This window comes from Streptomyces sp. NPDC000594, assembly GCF_040299965.1.
Taxonomy (GTDB): Bacteria; Actinomycetota; Actinomycetes; order Streptomycetales; family Streptomycetaceae; genus Streptomyces.
Map to the genome: position 1 here is coordinate 391,633 of NZ_JBEPCY010000003.1, position 20,310 is coordinate 411,942.

Genomic DNA, 20,310 nt, shown 5'->3' on the forward strand with positions numbered 1-20,310 from the left:
ACCGGCGGGTCTTCCCTGACCCCCAGGCCCCCCTGGCACCATGACCACCATGGCAGCCGGATCCGCGCTCCGCCTGGCCCACACCGCGGTACTCGCCGCTGTGTGCGTCGTGGTGTCCGGACTCGGTCACGCGCTGGCCTCCGGGGACACACCACCGTTACGAGCCTTTCTGCTCGCTCTCCCGCCCGTGCTCGGCGCCTCCTGGCGGCTGACCCGGAGGGAACGTTCCGCCCTGGTGGTCATCGGCGCGAGCGCGGCCCAACAGCTGGCGCTCCATGTCCTCTTCGGCCTGGTGGGACACGCCTCCACGGCGACCACCGGCCACCCGGCGGGCGGACATCCGCCCGGCCATGAGGTGGTGCCGGGCGGAGCGGGCTCCCCGCTCTCCACCGAACCGCTCTTCACCGGACCGCTCTTCACCGAGCTGTTCTCCGCCGAGGCGCTCTCCGCCGAGGCACTGGCCGCCTCGCTCACCTCCGGCATGGCCGGAGCCCACCTCGTCACCGGAGCGGTCTGCGGCTGGTGGCTCTGGCGCGGCGAGCGCGCCCTGGCCCAACTGGGCCGCGCCCTCGCCCTCTTCGCGGACGGACCGCTGCACCGGGTACGGACCGCGCTGCTCCGTACCGCGCTCGTCGAGGCGGTGCTCAGCGGCGCCTACGCGCCCCCGGTCGCGCCGCCCCGCCCCGGGGCCTCCCCGGCACCCGCCCGGCCACCCGCCGCGCTGGTGCCGCTGCGCACCCTCTCCCGGCGCGGGCCGCCGCGGCTTCTTCCGTCCTGATCGGGACACCTCCCCCCCTTTTCCGGTCCTTCTCCGACCTCTCATCCGACCTCCTTATCCGACCTTGCGCGCGTATCCCTGCCGTGGGGACCTCCGGCGGGTACGCCCGGACGTGAAGGGCGTTTTCTCATGCTTTGTTCCACTGCTGTTCCCACGACAACCCCTGCCCCTGTCGTGGCCGCCGTGTCCGACCGGGACGCCGAGATCACCGACTGGGCGCTGGCCGCCGGTCGCGGCGACCGGCGGGCGGCGGAACGGTTCGTCCAGGCCACCTATGACGACGTCCGCCGCTTTGTCGCCCATCTGACCGCCGACAGCAGAGGCGCGGAGGATCTGGCCCAGGAGGTCTTCCTGCGGGCGCTCGCCGGGATCGGCCGGTTCGCGGGCCGCTCCTGTGCCCGCTCCTGGCTGCTGGCCATCGCCCGCCGGGTGGTGGTCGACCGGTACCGGCGGGCGGCGGCCCGGCCCCGGATCGCCGACACCGCCGACTGGCTGGACGCCGCCGACCGGGCCCAGCCCCGCCATCTGCCGGGCTTCGAGGAGTCGGTGGCCTTCGACGACGCCCTCGCCACGCTGGAGGCGGGGCGCCGCCGGGCCTTCGTCCTCACCTGTCTGCTGGGGCTCTCCTACGCGGAGGCCGCCCGGCTGCTGGACTGCCCGGTCGGCACCATACGGTCGCGGGTCGCCCGCGCCCGCCGTGATCTGGCGGAGGCCTGGAGCGGGGATCAGCCCCGGCTCGTGGCCGCCTGATCCTCCCGGGCGGGGGCGGTACGGGGCCGGGCGCCGCTCCGGCCCCACCGCCGCCGCCCGGCCAGGGCGCCCCAGAGCGCCAGCGGCAGCACCACGCTCTGCGCACCGGCCGCGAGCCAGAACCAGGCCGCGCCACCGGCCCGTTCGGCGGCCCCGTAGAGGGGGCCGCCGAAGAGCGCCGCCGCCGATGCCCCGAGCCCGGCCGCGAGCCGCTGCCGTCCGAAGACGGCCGCGGCCGGGCCCCGGCTCCGGGCCAGCGCCTCCAGGTCGTTGCGGAGGAAGAGCACGGTCTCGGCCCAGCAGAGCGCCACCGCGCCCAGCGCGATCCCGACCGGTCCGCCCGTAGCCAGGGCCCCCATGCCCAGCGCCATCGCCCCGAAGCCGGTCCACAGCGCCCGGGGGTAGCCCATCCGCGCGATCCTCTCCGCACCCAGCGGCTGGGCGGCGACCAGCAGCAGGGCGTACCCCATGAGCAGCAGCCCGTAGAAGGCGGCCGAGGTGCGGGGGACGGCGTACAGCGCCAGATAGTGCTGGAAGTACATGAAGACATAGACGGAGAGCAGGGTGTACGCGAACGGGGGCAGCAGCGCCCGTACCGTCTCCGTCTCCCCATCGGACCCCGACGGACCGGACCCCGCCGGACCGGAATCCGGCGAACCGGACGTCGGCGAACCGGACGCCGGGCGGGCGGAATCCTTCGCACCGGCCTCCGGTGACGGTTCGTCGGCCACCTCCGGCAGCAGCAGATGGGCCGCTGCCACCAGCGCGAACACCACCGTCACCCCGGTGAACAGCACCGCCGAGGAGGTCAGCACCAGCGGCGCGGCGGCGGGCGGCCCCAGGGCCATCCCCAGATGGAACGCCGACCCGCTCGCCGCGAGCAGCCGGGGCCGCTCCGCCGCCGCCCTCCCCGCGACCAGATACGCCTTGTTGGCGGGGAGATAGAGCGCCGCGCCCACCGAGATCAGCAGCAGCGCCACCACCGCGAGCACCGGCCGATCGGCCGCCTCGGCCGGTACCAGCGCGCCAAAGCCCACCGTCCGGACCGTCAGCGCGAGCAGCATGGTGGCCCGCAGCCCCACCCGGGCGGCCAGCGCCGCACCCACCACACCCCCGCTGAACTGGATCAGCGAGGCCACAGCGAGCACCACCCCGACCGTCCCGAGCCCCAGCCCCCAGCGCTGATGGAGCAGGACCGACATATAGGGCAGGACGGCGAAGCTGCCCAGGGTGATCAGGAAGGAGGCGGCCAGCAGCAGGTTCCGGTGGGCCCCGAAACGGGTCACCTCCCGCCGGCCGCTTCCGTCACGACCCGCCCCGCCACCGGCTGGTCCGGCAGGGGGTGTCCGGGGCCGTGGATGAGCGCGCGGACGGAGGTGGCGGCGGCCCAGGCCCGGTGCTGGGCCAGCTCGGCGGTGGCCGCCTCGGCCAGCACCATCCCCGTACAGCCGCGCTGGTCCCCGATGTCGGGCAGGGCGTCACCGGGCGCCCGGACCGGGTACCACTCCACCCCGCCGGGGTAGGCGTCCAGCCCCTCCAGGCCGCTCCAGCCCAGCAGGGTCCCCGGCAGCTCCGGATAGACCAGGACGAAGGCGACGGCCGGGCCCCGGTGGTCGAGGCGGGCGTCCAGCAGGGCGGGCCGGCGGCCGAGGGTGATGTCGATCAGCGCCTCGTACACATCGGTCCCCAGCGACCGGCAGAGCGCCTCACCGATCAGCGCGCCGCCGATCCGGCGGTTGATCTCCACGAGTTCGGGGCCCCGGGCGGTGAGGACGAACTCGACATGGGCGAAGCCCTGGTCGTGTCCGGCGGCGGCGAGCACCCGGGCGACCCAGTGGGCGACGGTCTCCCGGTCGGCCTCGGGGAAGGCCACCGGGAAGGCGGCTCCCTCCTCCCGGACGGCGGGGGTACGGGAGGTGAGCCGCCCCGCGATGCCCAGGAGTCGGGTCTCCCCCTGCCAGCTCAGGGTCTCCGCGCTGTACAGCGGCCCGGCGAGGAAGGGTTCGGCGAAGAGCCGCCCCTTGAGCGGGGTCCCGGCCGCCTCCAGCAGGGCGGCCCGCAGCGCCCTCTCGTCCCGGACGATCCACACCCCCCGGGATGAGGTCCCGGAGGCGTCCTTGAGGACACAGGGGAGCCCGACCCCGGCCAGGATCCGCCCGGCGGACTCCTCGGGCCGGGCGGGGTCCACGACGACGGCCGTACGGGTGCTGACGCCGTTCCGGTGCAGGGCCTCGCGCACCCGCGCCTTGTCCCGCAGCCGCCGTACGGCGTCCGGGTCGGGGCCGGGCAGGGCGTACTCCGCCGCCAGGGTGGCGGCCGGTGTGGACCAGGTGTCGGTGGTGTTGACGATCCCGGCGAGGCCGCGCAGCCCGCCCAGGACCCGGCGGACCGCCGAGGTGTCGGTGGTGTCGACATCGATCACATCGAGCAGACCGGGTTCCATGGTGGCCAGCTCATGGCGGTAGACGCTCCGGTCGCCGGTGAGCAGCGCGAGCCGATGGCCCGCCGCCGTCGCCGCCCTCGCGGTTCTGGCCAGGCCGAAGGAGAGGGACTCCAGGGATGCGATGGTCATCCGGCGCTCCCCGCGTGCACGGTGACGCCCCCGGCGTCCGGCGCCGGGACCTGGTCGAGCCGCGCACCCGGCGGGGCCGCACGGCCCGCCCACTCCAGCACCGACCACGGCGGCATCAGATCCTCCAGCCTCTCGATCCTGGTCGGCCGCAGACCGCGCGGGTCCTGGGCCTCCCCATGGCGGGCGAACACCCGTTCCGTATAACGGTGTCCGGTGTCCGCGCCCAGCACCAGATGGGTGGTGGGGCCGCCGGACCCGCCGGTGTCCCGGTCGGCCTCCCAGCGGGCGACGAGATGGGCGGCCCCGGTGGAGAGCCCGGCGAAGACGGCATGGCGGCGCAGGAGTTCCACCGTCCCCGCCATGGCGTGCCGGAAGTCCAGCCAGTGCAGGGTGTCGTACAGCTCGTGGTGGACATTCCCGAACGGGATGGAGCTGCCGATCCCGGCGATGATCGCCTCGGGGTCGCTGAACTGCTCGCTGCCGAAGGTGACACTGCCGAAGGGCTGCACCCCGACCAGCCGGACCCGGCGCCCGGCCGCGCGCAGCGCCTGGGTGAGCCCGCCGGTGGAGGAGCCGGTGCCGACCGCGCCGACGACGGTCAGCGGCCCGGCGGGCAGCGCGGCCAGGGCGAGGGCGGCGAACTCGCGGTACCCCGCGTAGTGGACGCCGTCGTGGTACTGGCGCATCCAGTGGCAGTCGGGGCGCCGTCGCAGCAGCTCCCGTACCCGCCGTACCCGGCGCTCCTGGTCCAGGAGCAGGCTCTGCGAGGGCGGCATCTGGTCGACGGTCGCGCCGAGTACTTCGAGCTGGGCGCGCATGGTGGCGTCGACGGTGGTGGAGGCGACGATATGGCAGTTGAGGCCGTAGCGGTGGCAGGCCATGGCGAGGGCGAGGGCGTAGATGCCGCTGGAGCTGTCCACCAGGGTCTGGCCGGGGACGATCCGCCCGCTCTCCAGCAGGGTGCGGACGGCGCCGAGGGCCGCGTACACCTTCATCGTCTCGAACCGGGCGAGGACGACCGATCCGGAGAGCCGGACGAAGGCGGGGGCCTTGAGCGCGTCGGTGATGTGCTCATGGACGGGGACGGCGGGGATGGAAGGGACAGTGGGGACAGCAGGGACGGGGGCTGTGGGGGCCGTGGGTACGGCGGGGGCGGTGAGCTGGCTGGTCCGGTCGGCGGCCATGGACGGACGGTTCTCCTCCGGTCGGGGACGGTTCACTGCGGCGCGGTCGCTCACCCCGCGCGGCCCTGCACGACGAGCCGGCGGGAGTGCTGGTCGTAGGGCCCGCCGTCGAAGTCGCCGAAGCACTCCACCTCGGTGAAGCCCGCCGTCACGAACAGGTCGTGGAGTTCGGCGGCGCTGTAGAGGAAGGAGTGGATGGAGGCGGTACGGGCGGTGTCGCCGCGTACCAGCGTCCAGTCGGTACGGAGCCTGCGCCAGCTGTCGAGGACGGTGTCCCGCTGGACGACATAGGAGCCGTCGGGCAGATCGACGGCCTGGGGGCGGCCGATCCACCCCGCCAGCACCTCCTTGCCCATCACATCGACGATCAGCCGGCCGCCGGGGGCGAGGCTGCGGCGGGCGTTGCGCAGCACCCGCAGATTGTCGGCGGGGTCGGCGAAGTAGCCGAAGGAGGTGAAGACATTGAGGATGACGTCGAAGGCGCCGGGGTCGGTGTAGTCGAGCATGTCGGCGCGGATCAGCTCCGCCTCGGCACCGGCCCCGGCGCAGGCGGAGCGGGCCCGGTGGAGCATCGCCGGGGAGAGGTCGACCCCGGTCACCCGGTGGCCGCGCAGGGCCAGCGGGACCACGAAGAGCCCGGGGCCGCAGCAGAGGTCGAGGACCCGGGAGCCGGGCGCGAAGTCCAGCAGCCGGGCGGTGGCGACGAGTTCGGCGACGGATTCGGCGCGGGCGCCGGAGAACATGGCGGGGGCGAAGTCCACCCAGAGGCCGTCGTCGGCGTACCAGGCGGGGTCCTCCGCCCGGCCCGTACCGCCGTTCGCCCCGCCGGGGGCGCCGTGGACCTGATCGGTCCTGTCGGCTGTGTCAGCCGTTTCCCCGCTCACCGCACCGACCTCCTTGGTTCCGGAATCGTTGTCTCCTCCCAGTAGTCGGGGGAGTCCCGTCCGGAGTTCCCGGTCGTCGGCGAGGACTTCCGGCGTATGGAAGCGGAACGGGAGCGGGGAGCGGTCGGGGCGCACGCCGGGGCGCGGCACCTCGGGCGGGCCGGGGTCGCGACGGCGGGGGCGCCGGGCCGGGCGGGGGCACGTCTCATGGCTCACCCGTGCCCGGGGGAAGGGGGGAAGGGGCGGGCCCGGCGCCGTCATCACTCCCACGGTCGTGCGGTGTCACACCCTCGTAGCACCCGGCCCCGGCAGCCGCACCCGCAGACCTCCGGGGACCGGCGGCCGCGCCCGTACACCCGTACCCGTACACCCGTACCCGTACCGGAATCCCGTACCGGAGACCCGTAACGGAACCGGAGGCCCGTCACCCGTTCCCCCGGTCCGGCGTGCCCCCGGCCCCCGGCGCGCCTTGAATGAGCGGGACACCAGCGGAACACCGGCGGAACACGAGCGGACACCAGCGGAAGGGCACCAACGGACACCGCCGGGCCACGGCCGGGAAGCCGGACGAGCCGGACCCGGGGGTACGAGCACGGGAGGACGGGAGGACGGATGCCGACGCCGCCACGGGCCCCCACGGCCCCGCCGCCCGCCGCCCCGCGCCCCGGTGTGCTGCGCCGCACGGGCGAGTGGTGCGCCCGGCACGCCGTGGTGGTGCTCATGCTGTGGGCGGCCGCCCTCGCCGGACTCCAGGTGCTCCACCACTCCTACGGCGGGAGCTACTCCGACGACTTCGCCCTCCCCGGCACCCCCTCGCAGAACGGCCTCGACGTCCTCCAGGAGCATCAGCCCGAGGCGGGCGGCTACAGCGCCCAGGTGGTCCTCCACGACGACGGCCGACCGCTCACGGACGCGGGCCCGCAGATCGCCTCCGCCGTCGAGGACCTGGCGAAACTGCCGGAGGTGCTCTCCGTCCAGAATCCGCTCACCGTCCCCTCGTCGCCGAGTACGGGCCCACTCTCCGCCGACGGGCGGACCGCGTACATCACCGTCCGCTTCTCGGCACAGCCCTCCACCCTCGGCGAGGAGTATCTGCACGGGGTGGACTCGTCGGTGGCGCCGCTGCGGGAGGCGGGCGTCACCGTCGACTACGGCGGCGGGCTCGGCGAACTCGCCCGCCCGGAGGCGAACGACCGGCTCAGCGAGATCATCGGCTTCGCGGTGGCGATCGTGGTGCTGCTGATCGGCTTCGGCAGTGTGCTGGCCGCCCTGCTCCCCCTGGTCACCGCGTTGATCTGCGTGATCTGCGGCCTTGCCCTGCTCGGGCTGCTGGCCTCGGCCTTCACCTTCGCCACCGTCTCCCCGACCCTGGCCACGATGATCGGCCTGGGCGTCGGCATCGACTACGCCCTCTTCCTGGTCACCCGGCACCGGCAGAACCTGATGAACGGCGACTCCCCGGCCACCGCCGCCGGGAAGGCCACCGCGACCAGCGGCCATGCCGTCCTGCTCTCCGGCTGTACGGTGATCATCGCGCTCTCGGGGCTCTGGGTCTCCGGGATCTCCTTCATCGGGCTCCTCGGGCTGGCCGCCGCCGTCACCGTGATCACGGCCGTGGTGGGGGCCATCACCCTGGTCCCGGCGATGCTGGGGCTCATCGGACGCCATATCGACCGGCTGCGGGTACGGAAACCGATCGCCGAGGCGGACAGCGCGCCCGACGGAGCAGGCTCGCACGGCGGCTGGCACCGGTACGCGCAACGGGTGGAGCGCCGGCCCTGGTGGTATCTGGGCGCGGGGGTGCTGGTCCTCGCGGTGCTGTCGTTCCCGGTCTTCTTCATCCAGCTCGGGCATATCGGGGACGGGGCCGACCCGAAGTCCTTCACCGACCGGCGGGCCTACGACACCATGGCCGAGGCGTTCGGGCCGGGGTCCAACGGACCGTTGACGATCGTGGTCGACCAGTCCGCCGTCCCCGCCTCCGAGCGGGCCGCCCTCGCCCAGCGGACCGGGTCGGCGCTGGCCTCGGCGCACGATGTGGCCGCCGTGACCCCGCTGACCCCGACGCCCGACGGCGAGGTCCTGGTGGCCACCGTCTACTCCGCCGCCGCCCCGCAGGACGAGCGGACCACCGAACTCGTCAACCGGCTCTCCGACGACACCCTGCCCGACGCGGCCTCCGGCACCGGGGCACAGACCTATGTCACCGGGTCGACCGCCGCCCAGGTCGACTTCCTGGACATCGTCTCCCACCGGCTCCCGGTGATCATCGCGGTGGTGGTGGGGCTCGCCTTCCTGGTGATCCTGGTGGTCTTCCGGGGACTGCTGGTGGCGGTGAAGGCGGCGGTGCTCAATGTGCTGTCGATCGCCGCCTCGTACGGAGTGGTGGTCGCCGTCTTCCAGTGGGGCTGGGGCGGGCCCGCGCTCGGGGTGTCGGGGAAGGTCCCCATCGAGAGCTATGTACCGATGATGATGTTCGCCATCGTCTTCGGGCTGAGCATGGACTACGAGATCTTTCTGCTCTCCCGGATCCATGAGGCCTGGCGGCGCACCGGCGACCCGAAGGCGAGCGTGGCACACGCGCTGGAGATCACCGCCCGGGTCATCACCTGTGCCGCGCTGATCATGGTGAGCGTCTTCGCGGCCTTTGTCCTCAGCGACGACATCGTGGTGAAGATGCTGGGCCTGGGGCTCGCGGCGAGCGTGCTGATCGACGCGACGGTGGTACGGCTGCTGCTGGTGCCCGCCGTGATGACCCTGCTGGGGAAGCGCGCCTGGTGGACGCCGGGGTGGCTGGACCGGGTGCTTCCGCATCTGGAGGCGGAGGGGCACGAGGGTCCGGGCACCCCGGCGTCACCGGGACCCCCGCCGGTACCGGGAAGCGGTACCGGCGGGAGGGGTCCCGGAAGCTCAGCGGGGGAAACGGGGAAGAGCTGAGGCTCCCGGGAGTCATGGGGCCGGGGGGTCCGGGGGGCGGGGCAGGGGATCAGACGCGGGCCGTGGTGGCGGGGGTATCCGGCGGGGTCGCACAGCCGCACCGCTGGTGCCGGTCGCCGGAGTGCACCCCGGTGAACGCCGCCGGACGCGCCGCGCTCAGCGGGGAGACGGCCATCTCCGACCGGGTGCGCCGGCCCTCCTCGGACTCGGCGTCGTACACCGCCTTCCCGTTCACCAGGGTCAGCCGGACCGCCGTGTCGCTCAGCTCCCGTACCGGGATTCGCAGCACATCCCGGTCCAGGACCACCAGATCGGCGGCGCGGCCCGGGAGCAGTGCCCCGGCACGGCGGTCCAGCCGCAGCAGATGGGCGGAGCCGAGGGTGTGCATCCGCAGCGCGGAGGCCCGTACCAGCCCCTCCAGCTCGGGATGGAGCGCGCCTTGGCGGGCGGCGGCGCCCTCACGGTCGACGGCGGTGCGGATCTGGTTCCAGACCCCGAGCGGGTCCACCGGCCAGTCCGAACCACCGGCCAGGACGGCCCCGTTCCGCTCCAGCGCGCGGGCCGGGTAGAGCCGGCGGTGGCGCTTCTCGCCGATGTACGGGAGCAGGGATTCCATCGTCCAGATGTCCCGCATCGCCCACTGGAGCTGCATACAGGCGACCACCCCGAGCCGGCCGAAGCGCGGCAGGTCGTCGGGGTGGACCAGCTGGAGATGGGCGATGGCGTGCCGGGCGGGGCCGGGGCCGTTGGCGCGGCGGGCGGCCTCGTACCCGTCGAGCGCGGTCCGTACCGCGCGGTCCCCGACGGCATGGGCGTGGAGCTGGAAGCCGTGCCGGTCGAGCAGGGTCGCCAGCCGTCCGAACTCGGTGGCGGTGGCGAAGAGATCGCCCCGGTTCTCCGTGGGGCGGCCGTCGGCGTCCCGGTACGGTTCGAGGAGGGCGGCGCTCTGCGCGGGGTGCTCGATCACCCCGTCGAGGAAGACCTTGGCGGTGTGCAGCCGGAGACCGGGGACGTCGCCGTACTTCTCGCGCACCTCCCGGAGCCAGCTCAGCGCCTTCGAGGCGTCCTTCACCTCGTCGGGGTCGAGCCGGAGCGCGGCGGAGATCCGCTGCGGCAGCCGGTCCGAGCCGGCGAGGTCGGCATAGGTCTTCACCTCCCAGTCGGTGCAGGCGGCGTCGAGGAAGGCGGTGATCCCCTGGGCGGCGGCCTGGCGGAAGGTCCGGCCGCAGGCGTCGTGCAGCTCCTTCCCGCCGGGCCCCGGGAGCAGCCGGGTGACCAGATACAGGGCGTCGTCCTTGAGGACCCCGGTGGGCTCCCCGCCGGGTCCCCGGACGATGGAGCCGCCCGCCGGGTCGGGGGTGTCCCGGGTGATCCCCGCCAGTTCCAGCGCGCGCCGGTTGACCCAGGCGACATGGCCGTCCGCGCCGATCAGCGCGACCGGGCGGCGGGTGGGCAGGGCGTCCAGCAGCCGGTGGTGGGCGGTGGTCCCGGTGGGCAGCAGTCCGACGGGGTTCCAGTCGACCACCTCCAGCCAGCCGTCGGGCTCCTCGCCGGAGGTCTCGTCCAGGAAGCCGCGCAGGCTCTGTTGAAGGGTCTCGACGGTGAACGAGCCGTGCTCCAGGCTCGGTTTGAGGGAGCGGACGGCCGCGCCGAGGGGGTGGGCGTGGGCGTCCACGATCCCGCTCATCACGGTGGCCCCACCGGCGTCGATCACCTCGGTGTCCCGGCCCGCGTGGCGGCGGACCACGGCCGACGATCCGGTCGCCAGCACCCTGCCGTCCCGGCCGACGGCGATGGCGTCCCGGGGGCGGGCGCGGCGCTCGCCGGTGAGGACCCGGGCGTTGTGCACGACCAGCGCGGCCGAGTCGCGCCGGTCCCGGGACCCGGCGACGGCGGCGCCGGCGAGCGTGGCGGCGGCGCCCACGGTCCCGGCGGTGAGCAGCATCCGCCGGCGGGTGACATCGGGTGGGGTCATGTCCCGCATCCTGTGTGGTTAATTCCTTAACCACCAGCGGTTTTTGACCACGGAAAGCGGTGTACGGGGGTGCCGGGGCGACGGATTCCGCAGCCGGGCGCCCGGGGTCGGACCGTTCGCCGGCCCGCCGGTCCCGGTCCGTCCGTTCGCCGATCCGCCGCGTCTCCCCGGGGCCGGTCCCGATCGCCTCCGGTACGCGCCATGCTCCGGCGGCCGGGCCCGCGCTGTCCAGACCCCGTGCGCCCGGCCCCGTACACCCATCGGTCCGGACAGGCCTTCACACGGCCCCGGGCCACGGCTTCCGTAGGCTGAGTCCGTGCCCCGCGTGACCATCGCCCATGTCGCCCGAGCCGCCGAGGTCTCCACCGCCACCGTCTCCCACGCCCTCAACGGCACCGGACGGCTGGGCGACTCGACCCGGCGGCGGGTCCGTGCCACCGCCGAGGCGCTGGGGTACGGGGGACGCGCCGCCTTCCCCCGTACCCTCGGGCTCGCCGTCACCACCTATGGCACCGAGCCGTGGAACTTCGCCGATGTGCCGTACTTCGCGCAGGCCATCGGCGCGGCGACGGCGGCGGCGCATGCGCGCGGCTATGCCCTCACCGCGCTGCCGTCGGCGCCCGCCGCCTCCGTATGGGCGGCCGTACCGCTCGCGGGGGTGCTGCTGATGGACAGCCCGGCGGACGACCCCGTCGTCGCGCTGCTGCGGGAACGGGGGGTGCCGCTCGCCTTCGACGGGCTGCCCGGGGCGCCCCGGCCCGGGGACATCCGGGTCGACAACGACCACCGCGCCACCACCCGTACCGTCCTCGGCCATCTCGCGGCGCGGGGGGCCACCAGGATCGCCCTGATGAGCGGCGCCGGTGACGACCACTACACCCGCAGCTGCCTGGCGGCGTACGACGCGTGGTGCGACGAGCACGGCCGTGCGCGGCGGCATCTGCGCCTCGGGTACGCCGACCCGGAGGGGCACTGTTTCGACGCGCCGCTCTCCGCCGCCGACCGGCCGGACGCGATCTTCGGGATCTACGACCCCTGCGGCCATCGCACCCTGGCGTCGGCGGCCCGGGTCGGGCTCCGGGTCCCCGGGGATCTGCTCCTCGTCTGCGCCAGTGAGGACCCGGCGTACGGGAGCACCGTGCCGCCGGTCTCCACGGTCTCCCTGGACCCCCGGCGCACGGCGGGCCTCGCGATCGACGCGCTGGTGGACGCGATCGAGTGCGGTGGGCCGGTACGGGAGCGTCCGCCGCTCACCGTCCCGTCCCGGCTCCATCCACGGGCCTCCTCGGCCGGTCTCCGCTCCCGCCCGGCCCCGGGGTGAGCGGGCCGGTGTTCAGGGGCGGGCGGGACCGTAGGCGTCATCCACGACCTGGAGGAAGCCGCCCGAGGACTCCACCCGGCGGGCGACCTCGTTGTACTCCTGCGGCAGCGGGGAGATCATCGACCGCCAGGGGGTGAGCACCGCCCCCGCGCGCTGCTCACGGACATGGACGAGGGCCTGGCGCAGCCCCAGCCGGATGTCCGGCGGGCCGAGTCCGTCGCGGTCCTCGATGACCGCGACGACATGCCAGCCCAGGGAGTCGATGTAGTCGGCGCAGGCCCGCCGGGGCGCGGAGAGGTCGGCGCCCGGGGCACCGCAGAGATAGACGACCACACGGAAGCGTTCGGTCCGGGCGGCCGGGCGGCCGGGTCCGTCGTCACCGACGGCCACACAACCGGCGGCGGCGTCCGCGAGGTTCCGCCTGCGCCGGCGGTCGCCGTCCGTGCGTACGGTCGGCGACGGCCCAGAGGTTCTCTCAGTACGGGACATATGCCCATCGTGACCACTTCATGACGGACCGTGAAGTGATGGGGCGTAGGCACCGGCCGGATGACGGACCCCCGACTCCTACGCTCCGTAGGAGTCATGCGATCAAGGGCGCCTCCGCGCCGGGGGATCGGGGCACCCCCGCGCCCGGCGGGGCTCCCGCGCACGGCGAGGGTCACGCACCCGGCGAGGGTCACGCACCCGGCGGGGATCATGCGATCAGGGGCACTCCGATCAGCTCGCTCAGATGCCGCACCCGCGCCGTCGACACCTTCGCCAGCCGGGCCGCGATGACCCCGGGGAGGGCCTGGTGCCGCACCCACTCCGGGGCGTCCAGCGCCACCTCGGTGAGGGTGCGTTCGGCCGCGTCGTAGAGCCCGGCGCCGACCTGGGCGAGGGCCACGTCCAGCCGGTAGCGGTTGCGCGCCACCTTGGACATGCCGGTCGGGAGGGTCCGCATGTCGGGGTGGCCGGCGAGCTTCAGCGCGCGCCCGTAGTTCTTCAGGGCCACATGGATGCCGACCGCCTCGGTCTTCGCCGCGGTGGGGCCGAAGGTCGTCCCGTACAGCTTCTCGTCGCTGCCGAGGCGGGCCGCCGCCGCATGGGCCTGGGAGATGTAGTCGTCGGCCGCGCTGCCGTCCTCCCGGCGGGCCGCCGCCACCGCCGCCGAGATCATCAGCCGTCCGTAGGCGAGCAGCCGGGGCCGGGAGGAGCGGCTGAAGCTCGGCTCGATGGCCAGCGCGGCCCGCTCGGCGACACCGACCGCGCGGGTGAGCTTGGCGCCCCGCAGATGGACCCAGGAGAGGGTGGAGTCGAGGAGCGCCCCCATCACGGGGTCGTCCGCCTCCCGGGCCAGCAGCTTCGCCGAGGTGATCGCGCTGAGCGCCAGGTCGCGCTGGCCGAAGCCATTGGCGCAGGAGGCCGCGACCCGGTAGGTGCTCGCCAGGATCAGTCCGACCCGGCGGCGTTCGGCGCCGCTGCTGCTCGCGTACCGCACCTGCCCCTCCAGCAGTACCTTCGCCGCCAGCTCGCTCATCCGGGCGGTGTCGCTGGCCCAGTAGGCGGCCCAGGCGAGATCGCGGGCGCGGGCCAGATCGTCCGCGCCGCTGGGGTCGTCGATCCCCTCCCACTCGCCGAGGGCGCTCTCATGGACCGCGTCGGAGAGCCGGCGCAGAGCGGCGCGGTCGCTCTGGCCCATGCCCCGGCGGGGCGCCTGCTGGCCGAGGAGGACGGCGACATCGGTATTGAGCGCGGCGGCGAGCTTGAGCAGGGACCCGATGGAGAGTTCGCCGCGATCCTGTTCGGCCTTCTGGATGGTCGCGTACGACAGGCCGGACGCCTCGGAGAGCCCCTGTTGTGTCAGATCGGAACCCCTGAGGTGTTTGATGCGCTCACCGTTGGTCAGGTTGGCCCACAGGTTGCTCACGTTCACCTCGGCGGGTCGTCTCGGGTGGGGAGTTCGGGTCTGCCCCACCGATGGTAGGCCGCCCCGGGACCACTCATGACCGACAAGTCCCGCTATCTGCCGCCCTGTTGACGCGTGTGCCCACTGGCGGAAGGGGACACGCCGTCACGCTTCACCCCCATGAAGGATTCCGTGGGGAATCCCTGAGGGCTTCCGGGGGAACGGCCGCCGCCCGGTGGGGACATGCGGCGGCACGACCGCCTCCGGGTGGGACGGTACGGGGGCGCGCCGCCGTGTGATGCCCACGGGGGCGGGGGGTTTCTGGAAGGCTCGGGGTCCGGAGGCCTGACGGCCCGGAAATTCGGGTCCGGCGGCCGGGAGGTTCGGCGGCTCGGAACCCGGAGGCCCGGGAGTCCGGGGAGTCCGGGCGGCTCGGGGGCCACCGGGGCCGGGGCCCGGTCCCGTACAGCCTCACATCATCATCCACAGGCTGTGGATATCTTTTCCCTCCAGCACGCTAGAACGACCGCTCTAGCCCCGTGCTACAGTCGGCCCCACGCTCTAAATAGAGCGCTCGTTCTACCGTACTGATGGCCTCAACCACGCCCCACCGCCCGGAGGTTCACGATGTCCCGCCCCGCGCCCCTCACCCTCATCGGTCTCGGCCCCATGGGACAGGCCATGGGCCATGCCCTGTTGGCGAAGGGCCACCCGCTGACCGTCTGGAACCGCACCCCGTCCCGGGCCGACGCCCTGGTCGAGCGGGGGGCGGTCCGCGCCGACGACATCCGTGCCGCGCTCGGCGCCCATGAGCTGGTGGTGCTGAGCCTGACCGACTACGACGCCATGTACGCGCTGCTGGAACCCGTCGCGGACGCCCTCGCCGGGCGGGTGGTCGTCAACCTCAGTTCGGACACCCCCGAGAGGACCCGCGAGGGCGCCGCCTGGGTCGCCCGGCACGGCGGCACCCTGATCGCGGGCGGGGTCACCGTGCCCCCGACCGGCATCGGCGAGCCCGGCTCCTCGACCTTCTACAGCGGTCCGTACGAGGTGTTCGAACGCCACCGGGAGACCCTGGAGACGCTGACGCGGACCGACTACCGGGGCGAGGACCCGGGGCTCGCGGCGCTGATGTACCAGCTCGGCATGATGATGTTCTGGACCTCGATGCTGAGCTTCTGGCAGGCCCTCGCCCTCGCCGACGCCCATGGCCTCACGGCGGCGGATGTCCTTCCGCACGCCGAGGACACCATGAACGCGATGCCCGGCTTCCTCTCCTTCTACGCGGGCCGGATCGACGCGGGCGAGCACGGCGGCGCGGTGGACCGGCTGGCCATGGGCACCGCGAGCGTGGAGCACGTCCGGCACACCATGGCCGACGCGGGCGTCGACACCGAGCTGCCCGACGCGGTGGTGGCGCTCTTCCGGCGGGGCATGGCGGCGGGCCACGGCGCGGACAGCTTCTCCAGCCTGGTGGAGCTGCTCAAGCGCCCGGCGGGTACGGGCGCCTGAGCCCCGCTCGGATCACCCGTACCCGGTGGCGCGGGCGCCCGAGCGGGGTCCGGCCGTCAGCTCCCGGAAGGGTCCGCCGGGCAGCTGGTGTCGCGGGCGGGGCGCTCGCCCGTGGTCAGGAAGCGGGTGACGGTCCGGTCCGCGCAGTCGTTGCCCAGATTGAGGTAGACCCCGTGACCGCCCTGGTCGACGGAGACCAGCCGGGCGCGCTGTCCCAGCGCCTCCCGCATCCGTACCCCGCCGATATGCGGTGTCGCCGGGTCCCGCAGGCTCTGGACCAGCAGGATGTTGGAGGGTCCCGCCGAGGTGATCCGGGTGGGCGGCTCCACCGGGGCGTCCTTCCAGAACGCGCAGGGGGAGATGTTCGCGGGCATCCCGGCGGTCAGCGGATAGCGGGCCCGGTCGGCGGCGACGGCCCGTTCGTACCGGGCGACATCGCCGGGCCAGCGGACATCGTTGCAGATCACCCCCAGGGTGACGGCGGCGTCATGGTCGGGCAGCGGCTCCGCGAGGGCCGGTGGCAGCACCGGCCGCGCCCCGGGGTCGCCGGCCTGCCGGATCAGCCGGGCGAGACCGGGGAAGGCGCTGTCGTGGTAGAGAGCCGAATGCAGGGCCTGCCGCAGGGTGTTGCCGTCGAGCGGGACACCCGGGGTGGTCGTCTCCCGGGGCTCGCGGTCCAGCCGTTCGGCGAGGGCCAGGAAGAGCGGGCGCACCTGGTCGGGCCGCTGGGCCAGCCGCAGCCCCTCCGCCGCACGGGCCGGATCGGCCGCCCAGGCGGCGAAGTCCGGGAAGCGCTCCTCGACGGCGCGGGCCGTGTTGGTCATCCAGACCCGCGAGACCTTGGCGGCATCGGGGTCCCCGCTGCTGTCCAGCACCCAGCGGTCGGTGCGGTGCGGGTACTTCTGCGCGTACACCGCGCCCACGTACGAGCCATAGGAGTTGCCCCAGGCGGAGAGCTTCTCCGCACCGAGGGCCCGGCGGAACCGTTCGATGTCCCGTACCTCGTTGGCCGTGGTGAGACCGCGCAGCCGGGCGCCGCCGTTGCGCTGACACGCCTCGGCCTGGCGGCGGGCGCGCTCCACGTTCTCGCCGATCCCCCCGCCGGGGGCGGGCCAGTACCGCAGCGACATCAGCCGCAGATCCTCCGGGCCGAGCCCACAGCCCACCGTGGAACTGCGGCCGACCCCCCGGGGGTCCAGGGAGACCAGCTCGTACATCCCCCGGGTCTCCTGCCGCAGCGCCTCCCCCCTCTGTGCCAGCCGCCGCACCCCCGAGCCGCCGGGGCCGCCCGCGAGCACCAGCAGGGTGCCCCGGCGGGCCTCGGGGCCCTCGGCACGCAGCCGGGAGACCCCCACGGTGACCTTCTCCCCGTGCGGATCCGTGTAGTCGAGCGGCACCTCCAGCTCGGCGCACTCCTGGTCGGCCGGCCCGCCCGGGTGGGCGCAGGGTGTCCAGGAGAGTGCCGGACGGTCCCGGGCCGCCGCCGGTGGCGCGGCCGGGCCGGTGTCCGCACGGGCGAACGAGCCCTCGAAACCGGCGAGTAAGGCGGCGAGCGCCACCGCTGTGATCTTGGTTGTGGTCATGACCCCAGCCTGCCGGGGGCCGGGGTGCCCGCACATCCGGGAAGCCGGTGGAGAAAGGTGGGGGCAGCACCCGGGTTTTCCCCTCGGGGTCGGGGTACGGGGCGCGGGCGTGCGGGAGGCCCGGTCCCGGACGCGCCGGAAACCGGGCCCCTCGCCGATCGGAAGGGTGTACCCCTGGGACTTCTAGATCAAGTCCCTGTTGTTGTCCGGGTGGTAGACCGCGAGCGCCCAGATGATGAAGACATCGATGGCGATCATGATCAGTGCCCAGACCGGCAGATACGGCAGGAACAGGAACTGCGCGATCAGGCTGATCGACGCGAAGAAGATGCCCGTGTACCGCGCCCAGGGCATGTTCTTGAGGATCCCGTAACCCGTGATCACCAGGCAGATGCCGATGATCAGATGGATCCAGCCCCAGCCGGTGAGGTTGATCCGGTAGACATAGTTGCCCACCCGGCCGTACACATTGTCCTCACCGATCGCGGCGATGCCCTGGAGGATCGCGAGCACCCCGTTGCAGAGCAGCAGGATTCCCGCGAAGATCACGCCGCCCACGGCCCAGTCGCTGTCCCGTTCCCGGGGCGGGGGAGCGCCGGGGGTGTGCTTGGGGGGCGGAGTCCCGGCCGACGGCTGTGATGCGTGGCTCATGGGACCTCCCTTCCTTGGCCCCGTACGCACGGCGCGGACGGGGATTCGAGCCTCAGCCCGGCGGCGGCCGCCCGCCATCCGGATTAGCCCGTTCGGGTGAGGCCGGGGTTTCCTCGGCGGCCGGGTCCGCCGCCAGGAAATCCACGATCGCGAGGACGAAGACAAAGGTCAGAGCGGTGCCGACGACCACCCAGGCGGTCGGGTGGCTCCACAGCAGATAGACCAGGACGGCGACGGCCAGCAGCGCCCACACCACCCAGCGCCGATAGCGGCGCAGCCAGGGGCCGACGGGGCCGGTCCGCAGCCCCGCATGGCCGGCGGCGGTGCGGACCGCCCCGATCCCGGTGTGCCAGAGGCGGCGGACCAGGACGGCGTGCCGGCCGGGGCCGGAGAGCCAGGCGGCCAGGGCGACGACGATCCCGAGGGCGATCACCATCCGTACCGCGTCCCGCAGAAAGCGGACCAGCGCGTCGTAGACGGAGGCGGCGGCGGGCTGGGAGATCCCGGCGGGCAGCCGGTCGAGATAGACGGCCCGGAAGGCGGAGAGGACCCCGCCGAGCACCAGCAGGGCGAAGGCGACGCCGAGCGCGGCGGCCACCAGGGCCCTGCGGCGGCGTACGGCGAGCAGGACACCCGCCACGACGAGGACCAGCGCCAGGACGGGGAGCCAGACCCCGGCGAGCTGGAGCAGCCGGAACCAGGTCTTCACCTTTCCGATCTCGTCCGACCGCAGCACGGTGAAATCGGTGTGGACCTCCGGGATCCGCCCGGCGGCGGTCAGACCGTCGGCGACCAGCCGCTGTTTGACCTGGTCGATGACGGGGGCGAGATCGATCTCGACGGTGTTCCCGGTGAGCTTGACCGCGCCGCCGCCGCTGCCGGTGAGGGCCTTGTCCACGGCGTCGTGGGCGACGCGGTTGGCGTTGGTCCAGAAGGTCCGGAAACGGTCGGACGAGACCACGTCCAGGGCCTTGTCGTGGACGAAGCCGCGCACCGCGCTCTCCAGGGTGCCGCCGAGGGCGCCGAGCGCCTGGGTGAGCCGGGGGCGGTCCTCGGGGGCGACGCCCTCCAGGAGGGAGGCGACGTCGATGTGGTCCATGACCGCGTCGGTGATCCGGTTCGCGGCGGCGGCGCGGACATCGGGGTCGGAGGCGAGGGGGGCGACGGTGGCGACATAGCGGTCGGTGTCGCCGACCTCCTCGGCGGCCCAGGAGGCGACGGCGCCGAGCGGGGCGAGGACACAGCCGAGGACGATGAGCAGCGCGGAGAAGAAGGCCCGGACCCGGTGATGGGCCGGCCGCGCGGGCCGCGCCTCCAGCGCGGCGACCCGCGCCCGGAGCAGCTCCAGCTCATCGCCGGGACCACCGGGGCCGCCGGGTGCGCCAGGTGCGCCGGGGCTCCCGGGTGCTCCGGACCCCCCGGGTGCTCGGGGTGCTCCGGGATGGGGGTACGGACCATCGCCGGGGCCGTTCCCGTCCGCCGCGTCCGAGGCCATCGCGTTTCCTCCCGTACCCCCGTGGCCCCCTGTCCAGGGAACGCGGCCCCACCCGCCCCGGCGACCCACACGACCCCGAACGAGTGGCCCCCGCCCGAACGGCCCACCCCCCGGGCCTCTTCGACCGCCCCGGGATCCCCGGGACACCCGGGACACCCGTCCCCCGGACCGGGAACCCTCCGCCCGGACGCCGGACCCGGCACAGCGGCGACCGGGGACCGCGCCGGGACCGGTCGTACCGGGGCAGTCCCTCGGGCGGGACCCGGAGGGCCGGAACCGGTACGTGGGCCGTGCCCCCACCACCGGCCACCGGGCGCCGGAGGCGAAGGGCCGGGGCACCCGCCGGGAGCCGACCGGCGCGGACGGCACCGGCAGGCACAGGACCCGGAGGGCCGGACCCACTCAGCCGCCCGAGGCCGACCCCTCACGCACCCGGAACCGGTCCACGGAGCCGGACACCGGGCACCGGCCCCGGGCGACGGGGGCCGAGGGCCGCGTCCACGCCGGGAAGACCCCGGGAACATGCCGGGAGCGCGGCGGACCAGGCACCAGCCTGGCGGGGGTCACGGGCACCCGGAACCGGTACGTGGGGCCGTGCCCCACCACAGACCACCGGGCGCCGGGGGCGGAGGGCACCGGCCGGGCGGGCGACCCCACCCGCACCCGGGCCCGTGCGCGGAGCCATGGACCGGGCGCCGGCCGAGGCGGGGTGGGCTCACCCGGACGGGTCGGTCGTGGGGCGGGGGCGGGGGTGGGGCCGTTGCATAGGGGCATGCG

General features: G+C 74.2%; 15 protein-coding genes. 5 read left to right on the plus strand and 10 right to left on the minus strand.

Features of this window, described 5'->3' with window-relative positions; all coding sequences use genetic code 11:
* The first annotated feature begins 49 nt into the window (after window positions 1-49).
* A complete protein-coding gene (locus tag ABT354_RS06735; RefSeq protein WP_351489912.1) occupies window positions 50-778 on the plus strand; it encodes a hypothetical protein in 729 nt (242 codons plus the stop codon).
* A 129-nt stretch (window positions 779-907) separates the two neighbouring features.
* On the plus strand, window positions 908-1,528 hold the full coding sequence (locus ABT354_RS06740) for a sigma-70 family RNA polymerase sigma factor (RefSeq protein WP_502983338.1): 621 nt from the start codon (window positions 908-910) through the stop codon (window positions 1,526-1,528).
* Here the strand turns inward: ABT354_RS06740 and ABT354_RS06745 are convergent.
* The 4 genes from ABT354_RS06745 to ABT354_RS06760 are packed head-to-tail and all read right to left on the minus strand — an operon-like array spanning window position 1,504 to window position 6,027.
* Window positions 1,504-2,814 (minus strand): MFS transporter, encoded by a 1,311-nt coding sequence (locus ABT354_RS06745; RefSeq protein ID WP_351489916.1) that lies wholly within the window; start codon window positions 2,812-2,814, stop codon window positions 1,504-1,506. The two genes, ABT354_RS06740 and ABT354_RS06745, sit on opposite strands and share 25 nt — an antisense overlap.
* Window positions 2,811-4,100 carry an ATP-grasp domain-containing protein gene (locus tag ABT354_RS06750; RefSeq protein ID WP_351489918.1) on the minus strand — a complete coding sequence of 430 codons (1,290 nt, stop codon included), beginning with the start codon at window positions 4,098-4,100 and terminating at the stop codon, window positions 2,811-2,813. Before ABT354_RS06750 ends, ABT354_RS06745 begins: the two co-directional genes overlap by 4 nt.
* Entirely contained in the window at window positions 4,097-5,284 is a 1,188-nt protein-coding gene (locus ABT354_RS06755) for a pyridoxal-phosphate dependent enzyme (RefSeq protein WP_351489920.1), read from the minus strand. The genes ABT354_RS06750 and ABT354_RS06755 overlap by 4 nt, the downstream gene beginning before the upstream one ends.
* Before the next feature lie 50 nt (window positions 5,285-5,334).
* Complete coding sequence (locus ABT354_RS06760; protein WP_351490179.1) at window positions 5,335-6,027, minus strand: class I SAM-dependent methyltransferase; 693 nt, start codon at window positions 6,025-6,027, stop codon at window positions 5,335-5,337.
* A 753-nt stretch (window positions 6,028-6,780) separates the two neighbouring features.
* Here ABT354_RS06760 and ABT354_RS06765 point away from each other — a divergent pair.
* Complete coding sequence (locus tag ABT354_RS06765; protein ID WP_351489922.1) at window positions 6,781-9,105, plus strand: MMPL family transporter; 2,325 nt, start codon at window positions 6,781-6,783, stop codon at window positions 9,103-9,105.
* 49 nt (window positions 9,106-9,154) lie between these two features.
* On the opposite strand, the gene ABT354_RS06770 is transcribed toward ABT354_RS06765, so the two are convergent.
* Complete coding sequence (locus ABT354_RS06770; RefSeq protein ID WP_351489924.1) at window positions 9,155-11,080, minus strand: amidohydrolase; 1,926 nt, start codon at window positions 11,078-11,080, stop codon at window positions 9,155-9,157.
* Window positions 11,081-11,396: 316 nt separating this feature from the next.
* On the opposite strand from ABT354_RS06770, the gene ABT354_RS06775 reads away from it, so the two are divergent.
* On the plus strand, window positions 11,397-12,401 hold the full coding sequence (locus tag ABT354_RS06775; RefSeq protein ID WP_351489926.1) for a LacI family DNA-binding transcriptional regulator: 1,005 nt from the start codon (window positions 11,397-11,399) through the stop codon (window positions 12,399-12,401).
* Between the two features lie 12 nt (window positions 12,402-12,413).
* On the opposite strand, the gene ABT354_RS06780 is transcribed toward ABT354_RS06775, so the two are convergent.
* A complete protein-coding gene (locus ABT354_RS06780) occupies window positions 12,414-12,890 on the minus strand; it encodes a hypothetical protein (RefSeq protein ID WP_351489929.1) in 477 nt (158 codons plus the stop codon).
* A gap of 208 nt (window positions 12,891-13,098) precedes the next feature.
* The gene (locus tag ABT354_RS06785) at window positions 13,099-14,313 is read right to left on the minus strand and encodes a helix-turn-helix domain-containing protein (protein ID WP_351489931.1); all 1,215 of its coding nucleotides are present in this window, start codon (window positions 14,311-14,313) and stop codon (window positions 13,099-13,101) included.
* Window positions 14,314-14,919: 606 nt separating this feature from the next.
* On the opposite strand from ABT354_RS06785, the gene ABT354_RS06790 reads away from it, so the two are divergent.
* A complete protein-coding gene (locus ABT354_RS06790; RefSeq protein WP_351489933.1) occupies window positions 14,920-15,804 on the plus strand; it encodes an NAD(P)-dependent oxidoreductase in 885 nt (294 codons plus the stop codon).
* Between the two features lie 56 nt (window positions 15,805-15,860).
* On the opposite strand, the gene ABT354_RS06795 is transcribed toward ABT354_RS06790, so the two are convergent.
* The 3 genes from ABT354_RS06795 to ABT354_RS06805 form a co-directional block, all read right to left on the minus strand.
* Window positions 15,861-17,387: an alpha/beta hydrolase gene (locus tag ABT354_RS06795; protein WP_351489936.1), complete on the minus strand. Its 1,527-nt coding sequence runs from the start codon at window positions 17,385-17,387 to the stop codon at window positions 15,861-15,863.
* A gap of 183 nt (window positions 17,388-17,570) precedes the next feature.
* A complete protein-coding gene (locus ABT354_RS06800; protein ID WP_351489939.1) occupies window positions 17,571-18,038 on the minus strand; it encodes a DUF7144 family membrane protein in 468 nt (155 codons plus the stop codon).
* A gap of 52 nt (window positions 18,039-18,090) precedes the next feature.
* The gene (locus tag ABT354_RS06805) at window positions 18,091-19,533 is read right to left on the minus strand and encodes a hypothetical protein (RefSeq protein WP_351489941.1); all 1,443 of its coding nucleotides are present in this window, start codon (window positions 19,531-19,533) and stop codon (window positions 18,091-18,093) included.
* Window positions 19,534-20,310 lie beyond the last annotated feature (777 nt).